The following is a 14387-nucleotide window of genomic DNA, read 5'->3' on the forward strand; positions in this document are numbered from 1 at the left end:
TTAAATTTAAGGATAATTATACCATTTATAGATGGTGTTCACATGAATCAATTTCAATAATTAACATAGAAAGTGGATAATATTAAAAAAACCTCCTTAAAGTTCAATGAACTTTAAGGAGGTTTTTTAATTTAAGGCCATTTTTAAAAAGTCAGTCAAGGGTTTTTATGATTTTTGGCAAATCAGAGACACTCTACATCATGCCTGGCATGCCGCCACCCATGCCGCTCATATCTGGTGCGCCGCCACCGTCATTCTCGCTTGGAATGTCGGCTACGACCGCTTCAGTTGATAAGAACATTGCGGCTACGGATGATGCGTTTTGTAGGGCTGAACGGGTTACTTTCGTTGGATCTACGACGCCGTTATCAACCATGTTCATCCATTCGCCTGACGCTGCGTTGAATCCAACGCCAACTTCTTGGCCTTTCAGACGTTCAACAACGATTGAACCTTCTAGACCTGCGTTGTGTGCAATTTGGCGAACTGGTTCTTCTAGTGCACGAAGTACGATGCTTGCGCCTGTTGCTTCGTCACCTTCTAAGTCAAGATCAGCGACTTTGCTGTGGATGTTAACAAAGGCCGTTCCACCACCGGCTACGATGCCTTCTTCAACAGCTGCGCGTGTTGAGTTAAGCGCGTCTTCAATGCGTAGTTTCTTCTCTTTCATTTCTGTTTCGGTTGCAGAACCGACTTTAACGACTGCAACGCCACCTGCTAGTTTTGCTAGGCGTTCTTGTAGTTTTTCTTTATCGAAATCAGATGTTGTTTCTTCTAATTGAGCACGTAGTTGGTTAACGCGACCTGCTAGTTTGTCGTTATCACCAGCACCTTCAACGATTGTCGTATTATCTTTCGTAATAACAACTTTCGAAGCACGGCCTAACTGATCGATTGTTGCGCTCTTCAGATCGAAACCTAAGTCTTCTGTGATCACTTCTGCGCCTGTAAGGGTTGCAATGTCTTCAAGCATTGCTTTACGGCGATCACCGAAGCCTGGTGCTTTCACAGCAACCGCATTGAATGTACCGCGTAGTTTGTTCACGACTAATGTCGCAAGTGCTTCGCCTTCAACGTCATCTGCAATGATGAGTACTGGCTTGCTTTGTTGTACGACTTGTTCTAAGACTGGTAGGACTTCTTGAATGTTTTGGATTTTCTTATCGGTAATGAGGATGTACGGATCTTCTAATTCCGCTTCCATTTTATCTTGATCAGTCACCATGTAAGGAGATGCATAACCACGATCGAACTGCATACCTTCAACGACTTCTAATTCTGTGTTAAAACCTTTTGATTCTTCGATCGTAATAACACCGTCGTTACCTACACGTTCCATTGCTTCAGCAATAAGTGAACCGACTTCTTCGTCACTAGCTGAAATCGAAGCAACTTGTGAAATTGACTCACGACCTTCGATTGGGTTTGAAATTTTCGCTAGTTCAGCCGTTGCTAGTTCAGTCGCTTTTTCGATACCACGACGAATGCCAACTGGGTTCGCACCTGATGTTACGTTTTTCAGACCTTCACGAATCATCGCTTGTGCAAGAACGGTCGCAGTTGTTGTACCGTCACCTGCGATTTCGTTTGTTTTCGAAGCTACTTCTGAAACGAGCTGTGCACCCATGTTTTCGAAGTGATCTTCTAATTCGATTTCTTTAGCAATTGTGACACCATCGTTAGTAATAAGTGGTGAACCGAATTGTTTATCAAGTACAACATTACGTCCTTTTGGCCCTAATGTCACTTTCACAGCGTTTGCTAATGTATCAACACCGTTAAGCATTGAGTTACGTGCGTTTTCACTAAACTTAATTTCTTTAGCCATGATCATAACCTCCTTAAAATTTTACCGATTCGAGCGTTTGCTTTATTGAACGACTGCTAGAATGTCGTTTTCGCGTAAAACTAAGTATTCTTTCCCGTCTTTTTCGATTTCAGTTCCAGCAAATTTAGAATAGACAACACGGTCTCCTTCGCTAACTTCTAGCGCAATTTTTTCGCCGTTATCTGTTACGCGGCCAGAGCCGACAGCAACAACTTTACCTTCTTGTGGTTTCTCCTTAGCTGAGTCTGGTAGGACAATGCCCCCTGCTGTTGTTGATTCTTCCTCAACTAATTCGACAATCACGCGATCTCCTATTGGTTTTAACATGATCAAGACCTCCTCTTAATTGAAATGTTAAATCAGTTTATTAGCACTCGGGTTAGTCGAGTGCTAAATCCACTTCTTATAATAAGCAATCACAAAAAATTTTGCAAGTGAAAACATTAAAATTTTTGTTTCTAAGTATTAATTAGTATAGAATAACGTTTAGATAGATTGTGATTTATAGAAAAAGCGAGAAAGGGACGATGATTTTGCCAAGACGTTATTGGGGAATACTAATTATATACATTGCAGCTCAACTGCTACCAGGTGTTATTTTAGGGGTAATATACCATCCTGAACTTCCACCTCAAGATGTGGGTGTACTTTGGACGATTGTAAGTTTAGCACTTGCGACAGTTTGGATTTTCACTTTATTACGAAAAGATATGGCGGAACTTAATCACCGGAGTGGGCTATCAACTGGTGAGATTGTCAAATGGTCAATTATTGGTGTATTCTTAGCTTACGGTACACAGATTGTCGCAAACTTGATCAATATTTATGTACTTGGAATTGACCAAGGCTCACAAAATACCCAGGAAATTATCCAAATTATCGAAGCGAATATGTGGTTTATTCTATTACCGATTGTATTCGCGCCAATCTTGGAAGAGATTATTTTCCGTAAGATTATATTCGGCGAAATTTATAAACGGACAAACTTTATTATTGCCGGTCTATTATCAGCCTTAATTTTCGCAGCATTGCATATGGACTTTACGTTCATCTTAACGTATACAGCGATGGGCTTTGCCTTTGCGTATTTATACGTCAAAACAAAACGCATTATAGTACCGATTATTGCGCATATGGCGATGAACGCGTTTGTCGTCATCATTCAGTTAAGTGTGGATATTGAAGACTTAGAACGACAACTAGAAGATATGGAAAATGCATTAATGATTTTCTTTGGAGGATAAGACATGAAGATTTCACCAATTGTATTAGCTTGGATTTATGTATTAATGGGCGTTTTATTTATCTATATAGCCGTGGAAACAGCCGAAACAACGATTTGGAATTTTTTAACGATGGTCTTCGCTTTTATTGCAGCGGTTGATTTTGGTGTTGCGATTCGCCTATTCACAGTCAATCAAGCTATGAAGAAAAGTAAAAAATAAACTCAACCGTCATGTAACGATTACATGACGGTTTTTTAATGGATAAGCTCGCATATTCCTTCTTTTCTATTCATATAATTTATCAACCTAACACGTCCTATTAATCTAAATTTTCAAAATACTATTGTCGAAATAACTATTTTTATATATGATGTTGTTATAGGTTGTAAATTTTATTTATAGGGAGGAATACGATGCAAGAGCAAGTGATTAGCTTTTTAGAAGCAGTAAGCGGTATCGTATGGGGACCTTGGTTGCTCATACTCCTAGTCTTTACTGGTGTGTTACTAACTGTGCGTCTTGGTTTCTTACAGTTTAAGACACTACCATATGCATTGAAATTATCTTTTAGTCCTAAAAAGCAAGACAAGACCTCAGAAGGGGATATTTCCCACTTTCAATCCTTAACGACAGCATTAGCTGCGACAATTGGTACAGGTAACATTGCCGGTGTTGCTACAGCCGTTGTCTTAGGTGGTCCTGGTGCAGTTCTATGGATGTGGATTTCGGCCTTATTCGGTATGGCAACGAAATACGCTGAGGCCATTTTAGCCGTGAAATACCGTGTGAAAGATCCAAACGGTAATATGTCTGGTGGTCCAATGTATTATATTGAGAAAGGTTTGAACATGAAGTGGCTTGCAGTCTTATTTGCCATCTTCGGTGCCGTTGCAGCATTTGGTATCGGTAACATGGTTCAATCTAACTCAGTATCAGATGCATTAGAGTCAACGTTTAACGTACCTGTGGTAGCAACAGGTGTTATTTTAACCGTTCTGGCTGCACTCGTGATTGTAGGTGGAATTAAGAGTATCGGTCGTGTAACAGCCTATATCGTGCCTTTTATGGCTTTATTTTATGTAATTGGTGGCTTAATCATCTTATTCTCTAACTTAGGCATGGCTGGTGAAGCTGTAGCCCTTATTTTCACAGATGCCTTTACAGGTGAAGCCGTTGCTGGTGGTGCAATCGGTGCTGTCATTCGTTGGGGTGTTGCTCGAGGCGTGTTCTCAAACGAAGCTGGTCTCGGTTCTGCGCCAATTGCTGCAGCAGCTGCACGTACAGACTATCCAGGTCGTCAAGCGCTTGTATCAATGACGCAGGTCTTTATCGATACGATTGTGGTTTGTTCAATCACAGGTATCACAATTGTTATGGCTGATATGTATATGGGCGGCGAAGAAGGAGCTAGTTTAACAGCAAGATCATTTGAAACTTTCTTAGGTTCAACTGGATCTATGATTGTATCACTCGGTCTAGTATTCTTCGCATTCTCAACGATTCTCGGTTGGTCTTACTATGGTGAGAAATGTTTCGGTTATTTAACGAATCACAAAGGCTTGAATATCTACCGTGCTGCATTTATCTTACTTATCTTCGTTGGCGCTATTGTCAAACTTGATGTTGTTTGGGCATTCGCTGACGTTATGAACGGTCTAATGGCAGTACCGAACTTAATCGGTCTCCTACTCCTCTCGGGTGTTGTTGTAAATGAGACACGGAGATTTATTAAAGTTAGACAGGAAGAAGAGGCAAACGAACAATCATAAATTTTGGAAGGCGCTGATTCGTCAGCGCCTTTTTTATTTACTAACAAAAAAGAAGCCTTCTTTATTACGAAGGCTTCCATTATAATGAATCACTCTGCTGTGGTTGCGTTATTTTGTACAAGTGTTGCTTCAAAATTAAAAGACGTTGCACCATTTTTGAGTTTGCTTGATTCAAATTTGAGAAGTTTTGACTCATATTTCGGTAGTCTTGACCCAACTCTCCACTTACAAACTAACAGGCTCGATACAGCTAGGATCATTGTGCTTCGGGTTGTTTACATAGGTGCTCACAAAATCGTACGTTAACGGTAAATCTTGTTGAGCATAGAGCCAATCCTTCATGTCACTAGCATTTTGCGGTGCGAAATTGATCCACTCTTGTTCTTGGTCAGCTCGCAACATGACAGGCATGCGGTGATGGATCTCAGCCATATCATCGTTTGCTTCCTTTGTTAAGATCGTGCACGTTACCTTTTCTCCCGCTTCAGTCTGCCAACGATCCCATAACCCTGCAAAGGTGAATAGCTCCTGATCAGGTGAGTAAATACGAACAGGTTGCTTCTGCCCGTCAATCGTCATCCATTCATAGAAGCTATCCGCTACAATTAAACAGCGTCGTTTTGCTAATAACTTTTTGTAACTCGGTTTTTGATCAGCGGTTTCGAGTCGAGCGTTAATCATGTTGTGACGCATTGATTCGTCTTTCGCCCATGAGGGAATAAGCCCCCAACTCATTTGTCCAATCCGATTTTGTTCACCATCGTTAACCACAGCGATTACATCTTGGGTCGGAGCAACATTATAGCTCGGTTCCCACGCAATGGTCCCATCTGTTTCGAATCGTTTGGCCAACATATCTGGTCCAACTGTTAACGTAAATCGTCCACACATATCAATTCTCCTCCTCATCGACACCTTTCATTTTGTAAGCCGCTGGAATCGCTAGAGCAATAATAATTCCAGCTACGATAAATGCTTCATTTAACGCTTGTAGTGTTGCTTCTTGTGTTGAGAAGTCGTCTAATAACATCATATGACCGCGCCTTATTTCATAATAAACTGAGAAAAACACGATCCCTAGCGATGATGAAAATTGGCGGATCAAGTTATTCATCGCTGATCCTTGAGCGACCAAGTTCTCCGGAATTTTGTTCATACCAGCAGTTGTCGCCGGCATATTACCGAAACCAAGTCCAGCTCCATGAATTGCCTGAATGACGAAAATAACCCAAACAGCTGTTGATAACTCCACAAAACCATAGGCAAAACTCGCTAATGACAAAATAATTAAGCCTGTTGGAATAACGAGTTTAGGCCCTTTTTTATCAAGGATTTTCCCACCAACATTCATAAATACACCGCTTAGCAATGAGCTCGGTAAGAAGATTAAGCCTGTCGTCACAATTCCGAGCATGAATGCTTCCTGGATCAAGTAAGGCACAAGGAACAACGTCGAAAATAAACCAATGGACGCAGCTGATGTGACTAGAATTGAGTAACGATAGGTTTTAATTTTAAATACTCTCAAGTCAAGAAGTGGCTGCTGCTGTCTCAATTCATGTCGAATGAACAGGGCAATAAAGATAATCCCTACTGCGAGTAATAGCCCATTAGTCAGATTAACTAATCCTTCAATTTCACGTCCTTGACCAAGAACATACAGTACAGGTCCAACACCAAGTGTAACCATTAAGAAGCCAAGTCCATCGAATTTCAGTGACGGGTCTGACTCCGTTGGTTTCAAATATTTCGTTGAGAAAAATAAACTTAACAAAGCAAACGGAATATTAAATAAGAATAAATAAATCCAATTTAGATTTTCTGCAATTAAACCACCGATTGTCGGACCGATCGCTGGTGCAATCATCACTGAAATGCCGTATGTACCGACCGCAAATCCACGTTCGTTTTTAGGAAAGGCATTGAAAATCAGTGCCATCGCGTTCGGCAACATTAGGCCTCCCGCAATTCCTTGTACGGAACGTGCGATAATAACCATGTTCAAAGTTTGTGACATAGCACCTAAAATCGAGCCCACAATGAACAAACAGACACCGATAATATAGACCTTCTTACGACCAAAACGGTCACCTAAGTAGCCGGTTAACGGCATCGTCATACCCATCGCGATCATAAAGATGGTTAAAATCCAACTAACACCTACCGCATCAGAGTCAAATATCTGCATAAATTCCGGCAAAACCGGGTTTAACATACTATTGTTTAAAATAACCGTAAAGGTTCCGAACAGCACGGCTAATACGACTAGCCATTTATTCGACACATTCCCCATAATGGTAACTCCTTTGATTTTTCGTCTCACGAACTATTGTACTGTTTTACTAAGTTAATTGAAAGGTAATATTGTCAGTTTATTGTTCATTTTTTAAGAAATAAATGAGTGATTGTAATTCGACGGATAAATCAATATGACGGACACGAACATCATCCGGGACAGACAGTCGGGCAGGTGTAAAATTCAAGATGCCTTCTATGCCTATCTCCACTAATTGTTCAGTCACTTCTTCAGCCGCATGCATCGGGACAGTTAAAATCGCAACATTAATCTTTGTGCGTTTGAGTTCATATTCAAGGTCATTCACACTGTAAATCGGCACACCTCCGATGGTTGTCCCAATTTTATCGTCATTTGTATCGAAGGCAATTTCGATTTTGGTGTTATTATTTTTAATGAAATTATAGTTAAGCAGAGCCGTTCCTAAATTCCCTACGCCTACCAAGGCGACATGGGCAATTTCATCTTGGTCGAGTACTTTTCGGAAAACATAAATTAAGTGCTCAATGTCATAGCCATAGCCTTTGCGGCCGAGTTCACCAAAATAAGAGAAGTCTTTGCGAATGGTGGCAGAATCGACTTTGACAGCATCACTTAATTCTTTGGATGAAATGCGTTGTTTCCCTTGTTGTTGCATGGAATTTAAGTGACGGTAATATAACGGTAAGCGTTTGGCCGTCGCTTTCGGTATTTTTTGATCAACCATCGTTTAGGTATCTCCTTTATTAAAACGATTTAAAATCGTCATGCATTGCTTTATAGTAAGACTATAAGATAAACTAGGGCACGTTGAGGTGAATATCATGATCGTAATGCAATTAGATAATATCGGCAAATCGTTCGGTGCTGATACTATTTTATCGAAAATTAAATTAGAAGTACATCATCGTGACCGAATCGCAATCGTTGGCCGCAATGGAGCAGGAAAATCTACCATACTTCAAATTATGGCAGGCGAAGCGTCGTACGATGAAGGGGATATATATAAACCGAAAGATGTCTCAATTGGCTACTTAGCACAACATTCTGGACTCGATTCATCCGAAACGATCTGGAACGAAATGCTTTCAGTTTTCAGTGAAATCGTAAAACTAGAGTATGAATTACGCGAATTAGAGATGCAAATGGCTAATCCAGAAGGCTTTGACGATGATGAGTCCTATCAGCAATTGTTAGCCACTTATGATCAAAAACAAAACGAATTCCAGGCTATGGGTGGCTTTGATTACGAAGCTGATATCAAGTCCATTTTACAAGGCTTGAATTTCGGTACTTTTGATTATCAAACACCAATTAATGACTTAAGTGGCGGGCAAAAAACCCGCCTCGCGCTCGGTAAATTGTTACTCGCCAAGCCTGATGTCTTAATCTTAGATGAGCCGACCAACCATTTAGACATTAATACGTTAAACTGGCTTGAAAACTATTTGAATAGTTATGAAGGTGCTGTCGTGATTGTCTCACACGACCGTTACTTCTTAGACCAGACTGTTAATGTGGTATATGAAGTGGCGTTTCAATCGTCTAAGCGCTATAACGGGAATTATAGCTATTATTTACAGAAGCGACAAGAAGATTATGAGTTGCAACTCAAACACTATGAGAAGCAACAAAGTGAAATTAAACGACTCGAAGATTTCGTCCAGCGTAATATTGCACGTGATTCAACTAGTAAGCGTGCGCAAGCGAGACGGAAACAATTAGAGAAAATGGAGCGGATCGAACGGCCTGATTTAGACGATGCATCCGCTAAGTTTAACTTCGATATCAAACAAAAGAGTGGTAACGACGTGCTTAAGGTCAATCAATTAGAAGCGCGTTACGGTGCAATCGATGAACCGATTTTTCAAAATGTGACCTTTAATGTGAACCGTGGTGACCGCATAGCGATTGTTGGTCCGAATGGTGTCGGTAAAACAACTTTATTAAAGGCTATTTTAAAACGCATGGAGTTTGTCGATGGTGTAATCCAAGTCGGGACGAACGTCGAATTCGGCTATTATGACCAGGAACAAACGACGCTCAATCGTTCTAAAACGGCATTAGATGAATTATGGGATGATTATCCGCTTATGAATGAGAAAGATGTTCGGACTGTACTCGGAAACTTCTTATTCACAGGTGAGGAAGTTTTAAAAACAGTCAGTATGCTAAGTGGCGGTGAGAAAGCGCGCGTCTTATTAGCCAAACTCATGCTTCAACAAGCCAACGTACTCATTATGGACGAGCCGACCAACCACTTAGACCTGGATAGTAAAGAAGTGCTGGAATCAGCATTAGCTGACTTCCCTGGCACGATTATATTCGTCTCACACGATCGTTATTTCATCAATCGCATTGCCACACAAGTGCTCGAAATGAATCATCACGGTGTAAAAACGTATCTTGGTGACTATGATTACTATTTAGAGAAGAAACAAGAAGAAGCTGAGATCCAAGCCATGGAAGCAGCTAAACAGGAGCAACAGTCATCTGTGAACACCACGAAATCACAATTCGAGCAAGATAAACAAGTTAAACGCGACCTTAGAAAGTTAGAACGTCGGATTGAAACAATTGAGTCCTCCATTCAGGAGCATGAACAAATCATTGAAAATGAACAAGCACGTATGAACGATCCAGATTTAGCTGGTGATTATTCAACTTTACAAGAGATCAATGATACGATCCAAGAAAATCAACAAGCGATCGATGACCTGATGGAAGAATGGGAAACACTGCAAGAACAAAGGGACATGTACGAATCAAGTCAATAATTTAAAACCCGTTCAATCAAGTTAAAGTTTTGCTTTATCTTAGATTGAACGGGTTTTATTTATCAACAGGCAGATTTCTTGATAAACTGGGTTTTCAACAGAGTTATGCACATTATCAACAACTTGTGGGTTAATTATCCACAGAATTATCCACTTGCTCACAACCTGTATTGTCCGTCTTTAATAAAAAAATTCCACAGCTTTGTGTAAAAGCTGTGGAAGAATTAATCCATCATTAATCCTGGATTGGCATTGAGATCTAATCCCGCAAAATCACTTTGATGATACTGAATCGAAGCCGCCGCTCCAATCATCGCTGCATTATCAGTGCATAAATAAAGCGGTGGAATACATAATTCAATGCCACTACCTTCGAATTTTTCCTGTAATCGTGCTCGCAGTGATTGATTAGCTGACACACCACCAGCAACAATCAACTGCTTCACATTATGCTCTAAGGCTGCTTCATACGTTTTATTAACTAAGACATCAATCACGCTCGCTTGAAAGGATGCCGCGACATTTTCACGATCAATCGGCTCATTCTTTTGGCGCTTTTGATGGAGTTTATTAATAACCGCTGTTTTCAAACCACTAAAACTAAAATCATAAGACCCTTCTTCTAAATAAGACCGTGGAAACTGATAAGTATCTTTTCCTGATTGAGCCAGTTGATCAATTTGAGGTCCACCTGGATAAGGTAGCTCTAACGCTTTCGCCACTTTATCATACGCTTCCCCTGCTGCGTCATCACGTGTCTCACCGATTAATTGGTAATCTCCATGGTCATTCATATAAATAAGTTCAGTATGCCCGCCGGAAACAACGAGTGATAAAAGTGGAAATTCAAATGGCTGCTCCAATCGATTAGCGTAAATATGGCCCGCAATATGGTGTACACCAATTAATGGCAGGTCATGTGCATAAGCAATCGCCTTCGCTGCATTAACTCCGACCAATAATGCACCAACTAATCCTGGTCCTTGCGTGACAGCCACAGCATCTATATCATCAAATGTTACATCTGCTTCATCCATTGCTTGTTCAAGGACAGCTGTCATTTGTTCAATATGATGTCGAGAAGCCACTTCAGGTACTACCCCACCAAATTTCTGGTGAATATCCATCTGCGTGGCCACAACATTTGATAACAATTCTGTTCCGCCTTTAACGACTGCTGCTGCTGTCTCGTCACAGCTCGTTTCAATAGCTAATATGATTTCATTTTGTTCAGTCATTGTAAGTTCACCCACATAACATAAGCATCTTCTTGATCTGGATAATAATTTTCACGTCGTCCGACAATTTTTAAGCCAAACTTTTGATACATCTTTTGGGCCACATGATTCGATTGCCTGACTTCTAAAGATAATTCTTCTGCACCTATTTGTCTAGCTAATTTAAGCACTTTGCGAAATAATCTTTCTCCATATCTATGGCCTCGTTCACTTGGCAAAATGGCGATATTGGTTATTTGTGCTGTTTCTAAAACAATCCAAACGCCACAATACCCAATGATCCGATCATCTTTCTCTAACACTAAATAGTATGAAAAGCGATTTTTGACTAAATCGACTTCAAAAGCATCTCGTTTCCATGGCGAAGCAAACGACGCGTGTTCTACGTCCATGACATCATCTAAATCTGTAATTTCCATTTTACGTACACGTACTTCTGACATGATTTATCGTTCCTTTTGTTTTTCCAACCATTTCGCTTCTGCTTCAACCATGCGATGGTATTGCGGTGCCAGCGCATGAACAGATATGGACTCTTCTGACATGGCTAAATAAGCAAGCATGCTCGCTTTCGGATATTGCAGAACAGGGTCGATCAACCGAACATTTTGTCCTAAAATATCATAGATTTCGTCTGTAAATTGATGATTTGTTGAACTCGTTATAATCACATCACGATTCGTTTCTTTTAGAACTTCTAACCAATCAGTCATTGCAACATTACGGTCGGATTGGATTGTTTCAATACCTGTTGTTGTCCGTTCATATAAACCAGCATAGACATTACCACGGCGTGCATCAAAAAAGGGTGCGATGAGCTTGTCTTGATCGGTCACTTGCGCTGCTAACACTTTCAAGCTTGATATAGCTACTATAGGGATATCGAGCGACCATGCTAAAGATTTTGCAGAAGACATACCAATACGTAGACCTGTATATGAGCCAGGTCCTTCTGCAATAGCGACTAGCTGTAGATCCTTAGGTTTCAAGTCTGCTTGATTCATCACATAATCGACTGCTGGCATAACTTGAATCGAATGATTTCGTTTCATATTAATCGTAAGTTCTGCCGCCAGTACACCCTCTTTAAGCACAGCCACACTCATAGGCTGATTCGAGGTATCAATTGCTAGTACATTCATGATTTGATCTCCTCACATAATCTTTCAAAACGACTACCATATGGTGTTAAAGTGATCAAACGTTCGTCATCACCTGTTTTTTCAATATAAATTCGTAAACGCTCAGATGGTAAAAATTCTTCAATAAATTGCGACCATTCAATCACAGTCACACCATCACTATCAAAATAATCATCAAATCCAATATCCTCTTCACTATCTTCTAATCGGTAAACGTCCATATGAAACAAAGGTAAACGCCCACGATACTGTTTCACGATTGTAAACGTTGGACTATTCACAGTACGCTTTACATCTAAGCCTGATGCTAAACCCTTTGTGAATGTTGTCTTCCCTGCTCCTAAATCACCATCAAGAGTCAAAACATCATTAGCTTGTAGCAACTGTCCAATCCGTTCAGCCAGTTGTTTAGTTGACTCTTCTGATGACATTGTAAACTGAAACATTTTAATCACCTGTTATTGATGCTCATATCCGCTAGACGTGAGGACTTGAGCTTGATTATTTTGATTAAGAAATACTTGAGGCGTTGGTGAAGCCATTGAACTTACGGTACCAATCTTTGTTACTGGAATGGAATATGTATCGCATAACTCTTCAAGCTTGTACCATTCTTCATTCGAACAGGTCCCCACTAATTCGAAGTCTTCTCCTGCCGTTAAAGCGTACTTTAATTGCTTGTCTCTTGATAGATGCTGCATATCTGGATGCATTGGCAAAGCATCTGCTTCAATCGTGATATTAACCTGTGAAGCTTCTGCCAGTTCATTTAATTCTGTCGCGATCCCATCACTAATGTCATTTAAAGCGATTCGTTCTAATTTCTCACTCACATATGTAAAGGCCAATCTTGGTTTTGGCTTTTTATGCCGATTGGTAAAATGATTGGATTGATTAGGATTGGATTGTAATAAATCAAACCCATAACCAGCTTCACCTAAATAACCCGTGGTAAACACAATATCTTTAGGATTAGCGTGCTGACGTAATCGTTTTTGCTGGGGTAAAACAGAACCGTATGCCGTGATTGAAATTGTTAATTGGGATCCACCTGTCGTGTCACCACCAATTAAATCCATGTGTACTTCCTTAGCCAACTCACCCATACCTTCATATAGTAAACCCATATCTTGAACGTGATAATGAGAAGGAACAGTTAAGCTAACCAAATAATAAAGTGGCTGACTACCCATAGCAATTAAGTCACTTATATTGGCTGCTAAAACACGATACCCCACTTCATATAACGACATGTAATCTAAAGAAAAATGGACACCTTCTACCATAGCATCTGTTACGATCACTAATTCATGACCAACAGGTGGCTTAATCACCGCACCATCATCGCCAAACCCTTTAATAACAGAGGGTTGCCTATAAGAATCTGGTTTTATCGCCTGAAGCCATTCCCGTTCTTTCATACAAATCCCTCGTTCGAATGATTATATACGTATCATAGCAAAAATCGCTCCATAAAGAAAATCTTTTCAGTCTTGATTAATCATAATATAAATGTCATAAAAGACATAAAAAAACCTTGCGATCAACGTCACAAGGTGTAAATGGTCTGAAATAAAATGGCGGTCCGGACGGGACTCGAACCCGCGACCTCCTGCGTGACAGGCAGGCATTCTAACCATCTGAACTACCGGACCATTTTATTGAAATTTAATTTGGTTGCGGGGGTAGGATTTGAACCTACGACCTCCGGGTTATGAGCCCGACGAGCTACCAGACTGCTCCACCCCGCGATATTGACTGTCAGTCTTTTAAAGAGACCTCAGCTTAAAATGAATCATTAATCTTTTTGCAAATCATACATGAAATGTTTCAAGCCCGGCGGCGTCCTACTCTCGCAGGGGAAGAACCCCAACTACCATCGGCGCTAGAGAGCTTAACTGCTGTGTTCGGCATGGGAACAGGTGTGACCTCTCTGCCATAACCACCGGACTTCATATGATTGTATTCAATTGAAGGTAAAGTACCTTCAAAACTAGATAAGATGATACCGCGCAACGTCGACCAGGCGTCTTAACCGTTAGTTAAGTCCTCGATCGATTAGTATCCGTCAGCTCCACGTGTCACCACGCTTCCACCTCGGACCTATCAACCTCATCGTCTCTGAGGGATCT

General features: G+C 40.6%; 14 protein-coding genes, 2 tRNA genes and 2 rRNA genes. 4 read left to right on the forward strand and 14 right to left on the reverse strand.

What is annotated here, in order from left to right; all coding sequences use genetic code 11:
* Nucleotides 1–193: 193 nt before the first annotated feature.
* Both groL and groES read right to left on the reverse strand, forming a co-directional pair.
* Complete coding sequence (groL, locus tag FHR85_RS05490; protein WP_167261862.1) at nt 194–1828, reverse strand: chaperonin GroEL; 1635 nt, start codon at nt 1826–1828, stop codon at nt 194–196.
* Between the two features lie 42 nt (nt 1829–1870).
* Nucleotides 1871–2155: a co-chaperone GroES gene (gene groES, locus FHR85_RS05495; protein ID WP_167261863.1), complete on the reverse strand. Its 285-nt coding sequence runs from the start codon at nt 2153–2155 to the stop codon at nt 1871–1873.
* Nucleotides 2156–2355: 200 nt separating this feature from the next.
* Here groES and FHR85_RS05500 point away from each other — a divergent pair, with 200 nt between their 5' ends.
* The 3 genes from FHR85_RS05500 to FHR85_RS05510 all read left to right on the forward strand — a co-directional run bounded on the left by FHR85_RS05500 (nt 2356) and on the right by FHR85_RS05510 (nt 4823).
* On the forward strand, nt 2356–3072 hold the full coding sequence (locus FHR85_RS05500) for a CPBP family intramembrane glutamic endopeptidase (RefSeq protein WP_243864165.1): 717 nt from the start codon (nt 2356–2358) through the stop codon (nt 3070–3072).
* Nucleotides 3073–3075: 3 nt separating this feature from the next.
* Nucleotides 3076–3273: a YdiK family protein gene (locus FHR85_RS05505; RefSeq protein ID WP_167261864.1), complete on the forward strand. Its 198-nt coding sequence runs from the start codon at nt 3076–3078 to the stop codon at nt 3271–3273.
* A 194-nt stretch (nt 3274–3467) separates the two neighbouring features.
* Nucleotides 3468–4823, forward strand: a complete 1356-nt coding sequence (locus FHR85_RS05510; RefSeq protein ID WP_167261865.1) for an alanine/glycine:cation symporter family protein — start codon at nt 3468–3470, stop codon at nt 4821–4823.
* A 225-nt stretch (nt 4824–5048) separates the two neighbouring features.
* Here the strand turns inward: FHR85_RS05510 and FHR85_RS05515 are convergent, their stop codons facing one another.
* From FHR85_RS05515 to FHR85_RS05525, 3 genes are all read right to left on the reverse strand, one after another.
* The gene (locus FHR85_RS05515; RefSeq protein WP_167261866.1) at nt 5049–5714 is read right to left on the reverse strand and encodes an SOS response-associated peptidase; all 666 of its coding nucleotides are present in this window, start codon (nt 5712–5714) and stop codon (nt 5049–5051) included.
* Between the two features lies 1 nt (nt 5715).
* A complete protein-coding gene (locus FHR85_RS05520) occupies nt 5716–7116 on the reverse strand; it encodes an MDR family MFS transporter (RefSeq protein ID WP_167261867.1) in 1401 nt (466 codons plus the stop codon).
* 79 nt (nt 7117–7195) lie between these two features.
* On the reverse strand, nt 7196–7825 hold the full coding sequence (locus tag FHR85_RS05525) for a redox-sensing transcriptional repressor Rex (RefSeq protein WP_167261868.1): 630 nt from the start codon (nt 7823–7825) through the stop codon (nt 7196–7198).
* A 97-nt stretch (nt 7826–7922) separates the two neighbouring features.
* Here FHR85_RS05525 and FHR85_RS05530 point away from each other — a divergent pair, with 97 nt between their 5' ends.
* A complete protein-coding gene (locus tag FHR85_RS05530; protein ID WP_167261869.1) occupies nt 7923–9875 on the forward strand; it encodes an ABC transporter ATP-binding protein in 1953 nt (650 codons plus the stop codon).
* A 224-nt stretch (nt 9876–10099) separates the two neighbouring features.
* Here the strand turns inward: FHR85_RS05530 and tsaD are convergent, their stop codons facing one another.
* From tsaD to FHR85_RS05575, 9 genes are all read right to left on the reverse strand, one after another.
* Nucleotides 10100–11113 carry a tRNA (adenosine(37)-N6)-threonylcarbamoyltransferase complex transferase subunit TsaD gene (tsaD, locus tag FHR85_RS05535; RefSeq protein WP_167261870.1) on the reverse strand — a complete coding sequence of 338 codons (1014 nt, stop codon included), beginning with the start codon at nt 11111–11113 and terminating at the stop codon, nt 10100–10102.
* Nucleotides 11110–11556 carry a ribosomal protein S18-alanine N-acetyltransferase gene (gene rimI / locus FHR85_RS05540; protein ID WP_208379612.1) on the reverse strand — a complete coding sequence of 149 codons (447 nt, stop codon included), beginning with the start codon at nt 11554–11556 and terminating at the stop codon, nt 11110–11112. Before rimI ends, tsaD begins: the two co-directional genes overlap by 4 nt.
* A gap of 3 nt (nt 11557–11559) precedes the next feature.
* Nucleotides 11560–12255, reverse strand: a complete 696-nt coding sequence (gene tsaB, locus FHR85_RS05545) for a tRNA (adenosine(37)-N6)-threonylcarbamoyltransferase complex dimerization subunit type 1 TsaB (protein ID WP_167261871.1) — start codon at nt 12253–12255, stop codon at nt 11560–11562.
* Nucleotides 12252–12707: a tRNA (adenosine(37)-N6)-threonylcarbamoyltransferase complex ATPase subunit type 1 TsaE gene (gene tsaE / locus FHR85_RS05550; RefSeq protein ID WP_167261883.1), complete on the reverse strand. Its 456-nt coding sequence runs from the start codon at nt 12705–12707 to the stop codon at nt 12252–12254. Before tsaE ends, tsaB begins: the two co-directional genes overlap by 4 nt.
* 6 nt (nt 12708–12713) lie before the next feature.
* On the reverse strand, nt 12714–13676 hold the full coding sequence (gene thiL, locus FHR85_RS05555; protein WP_167261872.1) for a thiamine-phosphate kinase: 963 nt from the start codon (nt 13674–13676) through the stop codon (nt 12714–12716).
* Nucleotides 13677–13833: 157 nt separating this feature from the next.
* A tRNA-Asp gene (locus FHR85_RS05560) sits at nt 13834–13910 on the reverse strand.
* Between the two features lie 19 nt (nt 13911–13929).
* Nucleotides 13930–14006: transfer RNA gene (locus tag FHR85_RS05565), tRNA-Met, on the reverse strand.
* Nucleotides 14007–14089: 83 nt separating this feature from the next.
* A 5S ribosomal RNA gene (gene rrf / locus FHR85_RS05570) occupies nt 14090–14205 on the reverse strand.
* A gap of 88 nt (nt 14206–14293) precedes the next feature.
* Nucleotides 14294–14387: ribosomal RNA gene (locus FHR85_RS05575) — 23S ribosomal RNA — on the reverse strand; the annotation flags it as partial.

Origin of the sequence: Alkalibacillus almallahensis (assembly GCF_011761495.1) — a bacterium.
GTDB classification, from domain to species: domain Bacteria; phylum Bacillota; class Bacilli; order Bacillales; family Alkalibacillaceae; genus Alkalibacillus; species Alkalibacillus almallahensis.

Coding starts and splice junctions, on each gene's coding strand:
- groL (WP_167261862.1), bottom strand. CDS start 1,828: ATGGCTAAAGAAATTAAGTTTAGTGAAAACGCACGTAACTCAATGCTT.
- groES (WP_167261863.1), bottom strand. CDS start 2,155: ATGTTAAAACCAATAGGAGATCGCGTGATTGTCGAATTAGTTGAGGAA.
- FHR85_RS05500 (WP_243864165.1), top strand. CDS start 2,356: ATGATTTTGCCAAGACGTTATTGGGGAATACTAATTATATACATTGCA.
- FHR85_RS05505 (WP_167261864.1), top strand. CDS start 3,076: ATGAAGATTTCACCAATTGTATTAGCTTGGATTTATGTATTAATGGGC.
- FHR85_RS05510 (WP_167261865.1), top strand. CDS start 3,468: ATGCAAGAGCAAGTGATTAGCTTTTTAGAAGCAGTAAGCGGTATCGTA.
- FHR85_RS05515 (WP_167261866.1), bottom strand. CDS start 5,714: ATGTGTGGACGATTTACGTTAACAGTTGGACCAGATATGTTGGCCAAA.
- FHR85_RS05520 (WP_167261867.1), bottom strand. CDS start 7,116: ATGGGGAATGTGTCGAATAAATGGCTAGTCGTATTAGCCGTGCTGTTC.
- FHR85_RS05525 (WP_167261868.1), bottom strand. CDS start 7,825: ATGGTTGATCAAAAAATACCGAAAGCGACGGCCAAACGCTTACCGTTA.
- FHR85_RS05530 (WP_167261869.1), top strand. CDS start 7,923: ATGATCGTAATGCAATTAGATAATATCGGCAAATCGTTCGGTGCTGAT.
- tsaD (WP_167261870.1), bottom strand. CDS start 11,113: ATGACTGAACAAAATGAAATCATATTAGCTATTGAAACGAGCTGTGAC.
- rimI (WP_208379612.1), bottom strand. CDS start 11,556: ATGTCAGAAGTACGTGTACGTAAAATGGAAATTACAGATTTAGATGAT.
- tsaB (WP_167261871.1), bottom strand. CDS start 12,255: ATGAATGTACTAGCAATTGATACCTCGAATCAGCCTATGAGTGTGGCT.
- thiL (WP_167261872.1), bottom strand. CDS start 13,676: ATGAAAGAACGGGAATGGCTTCAGGCGATAAAACCAGATTCTTATAGG.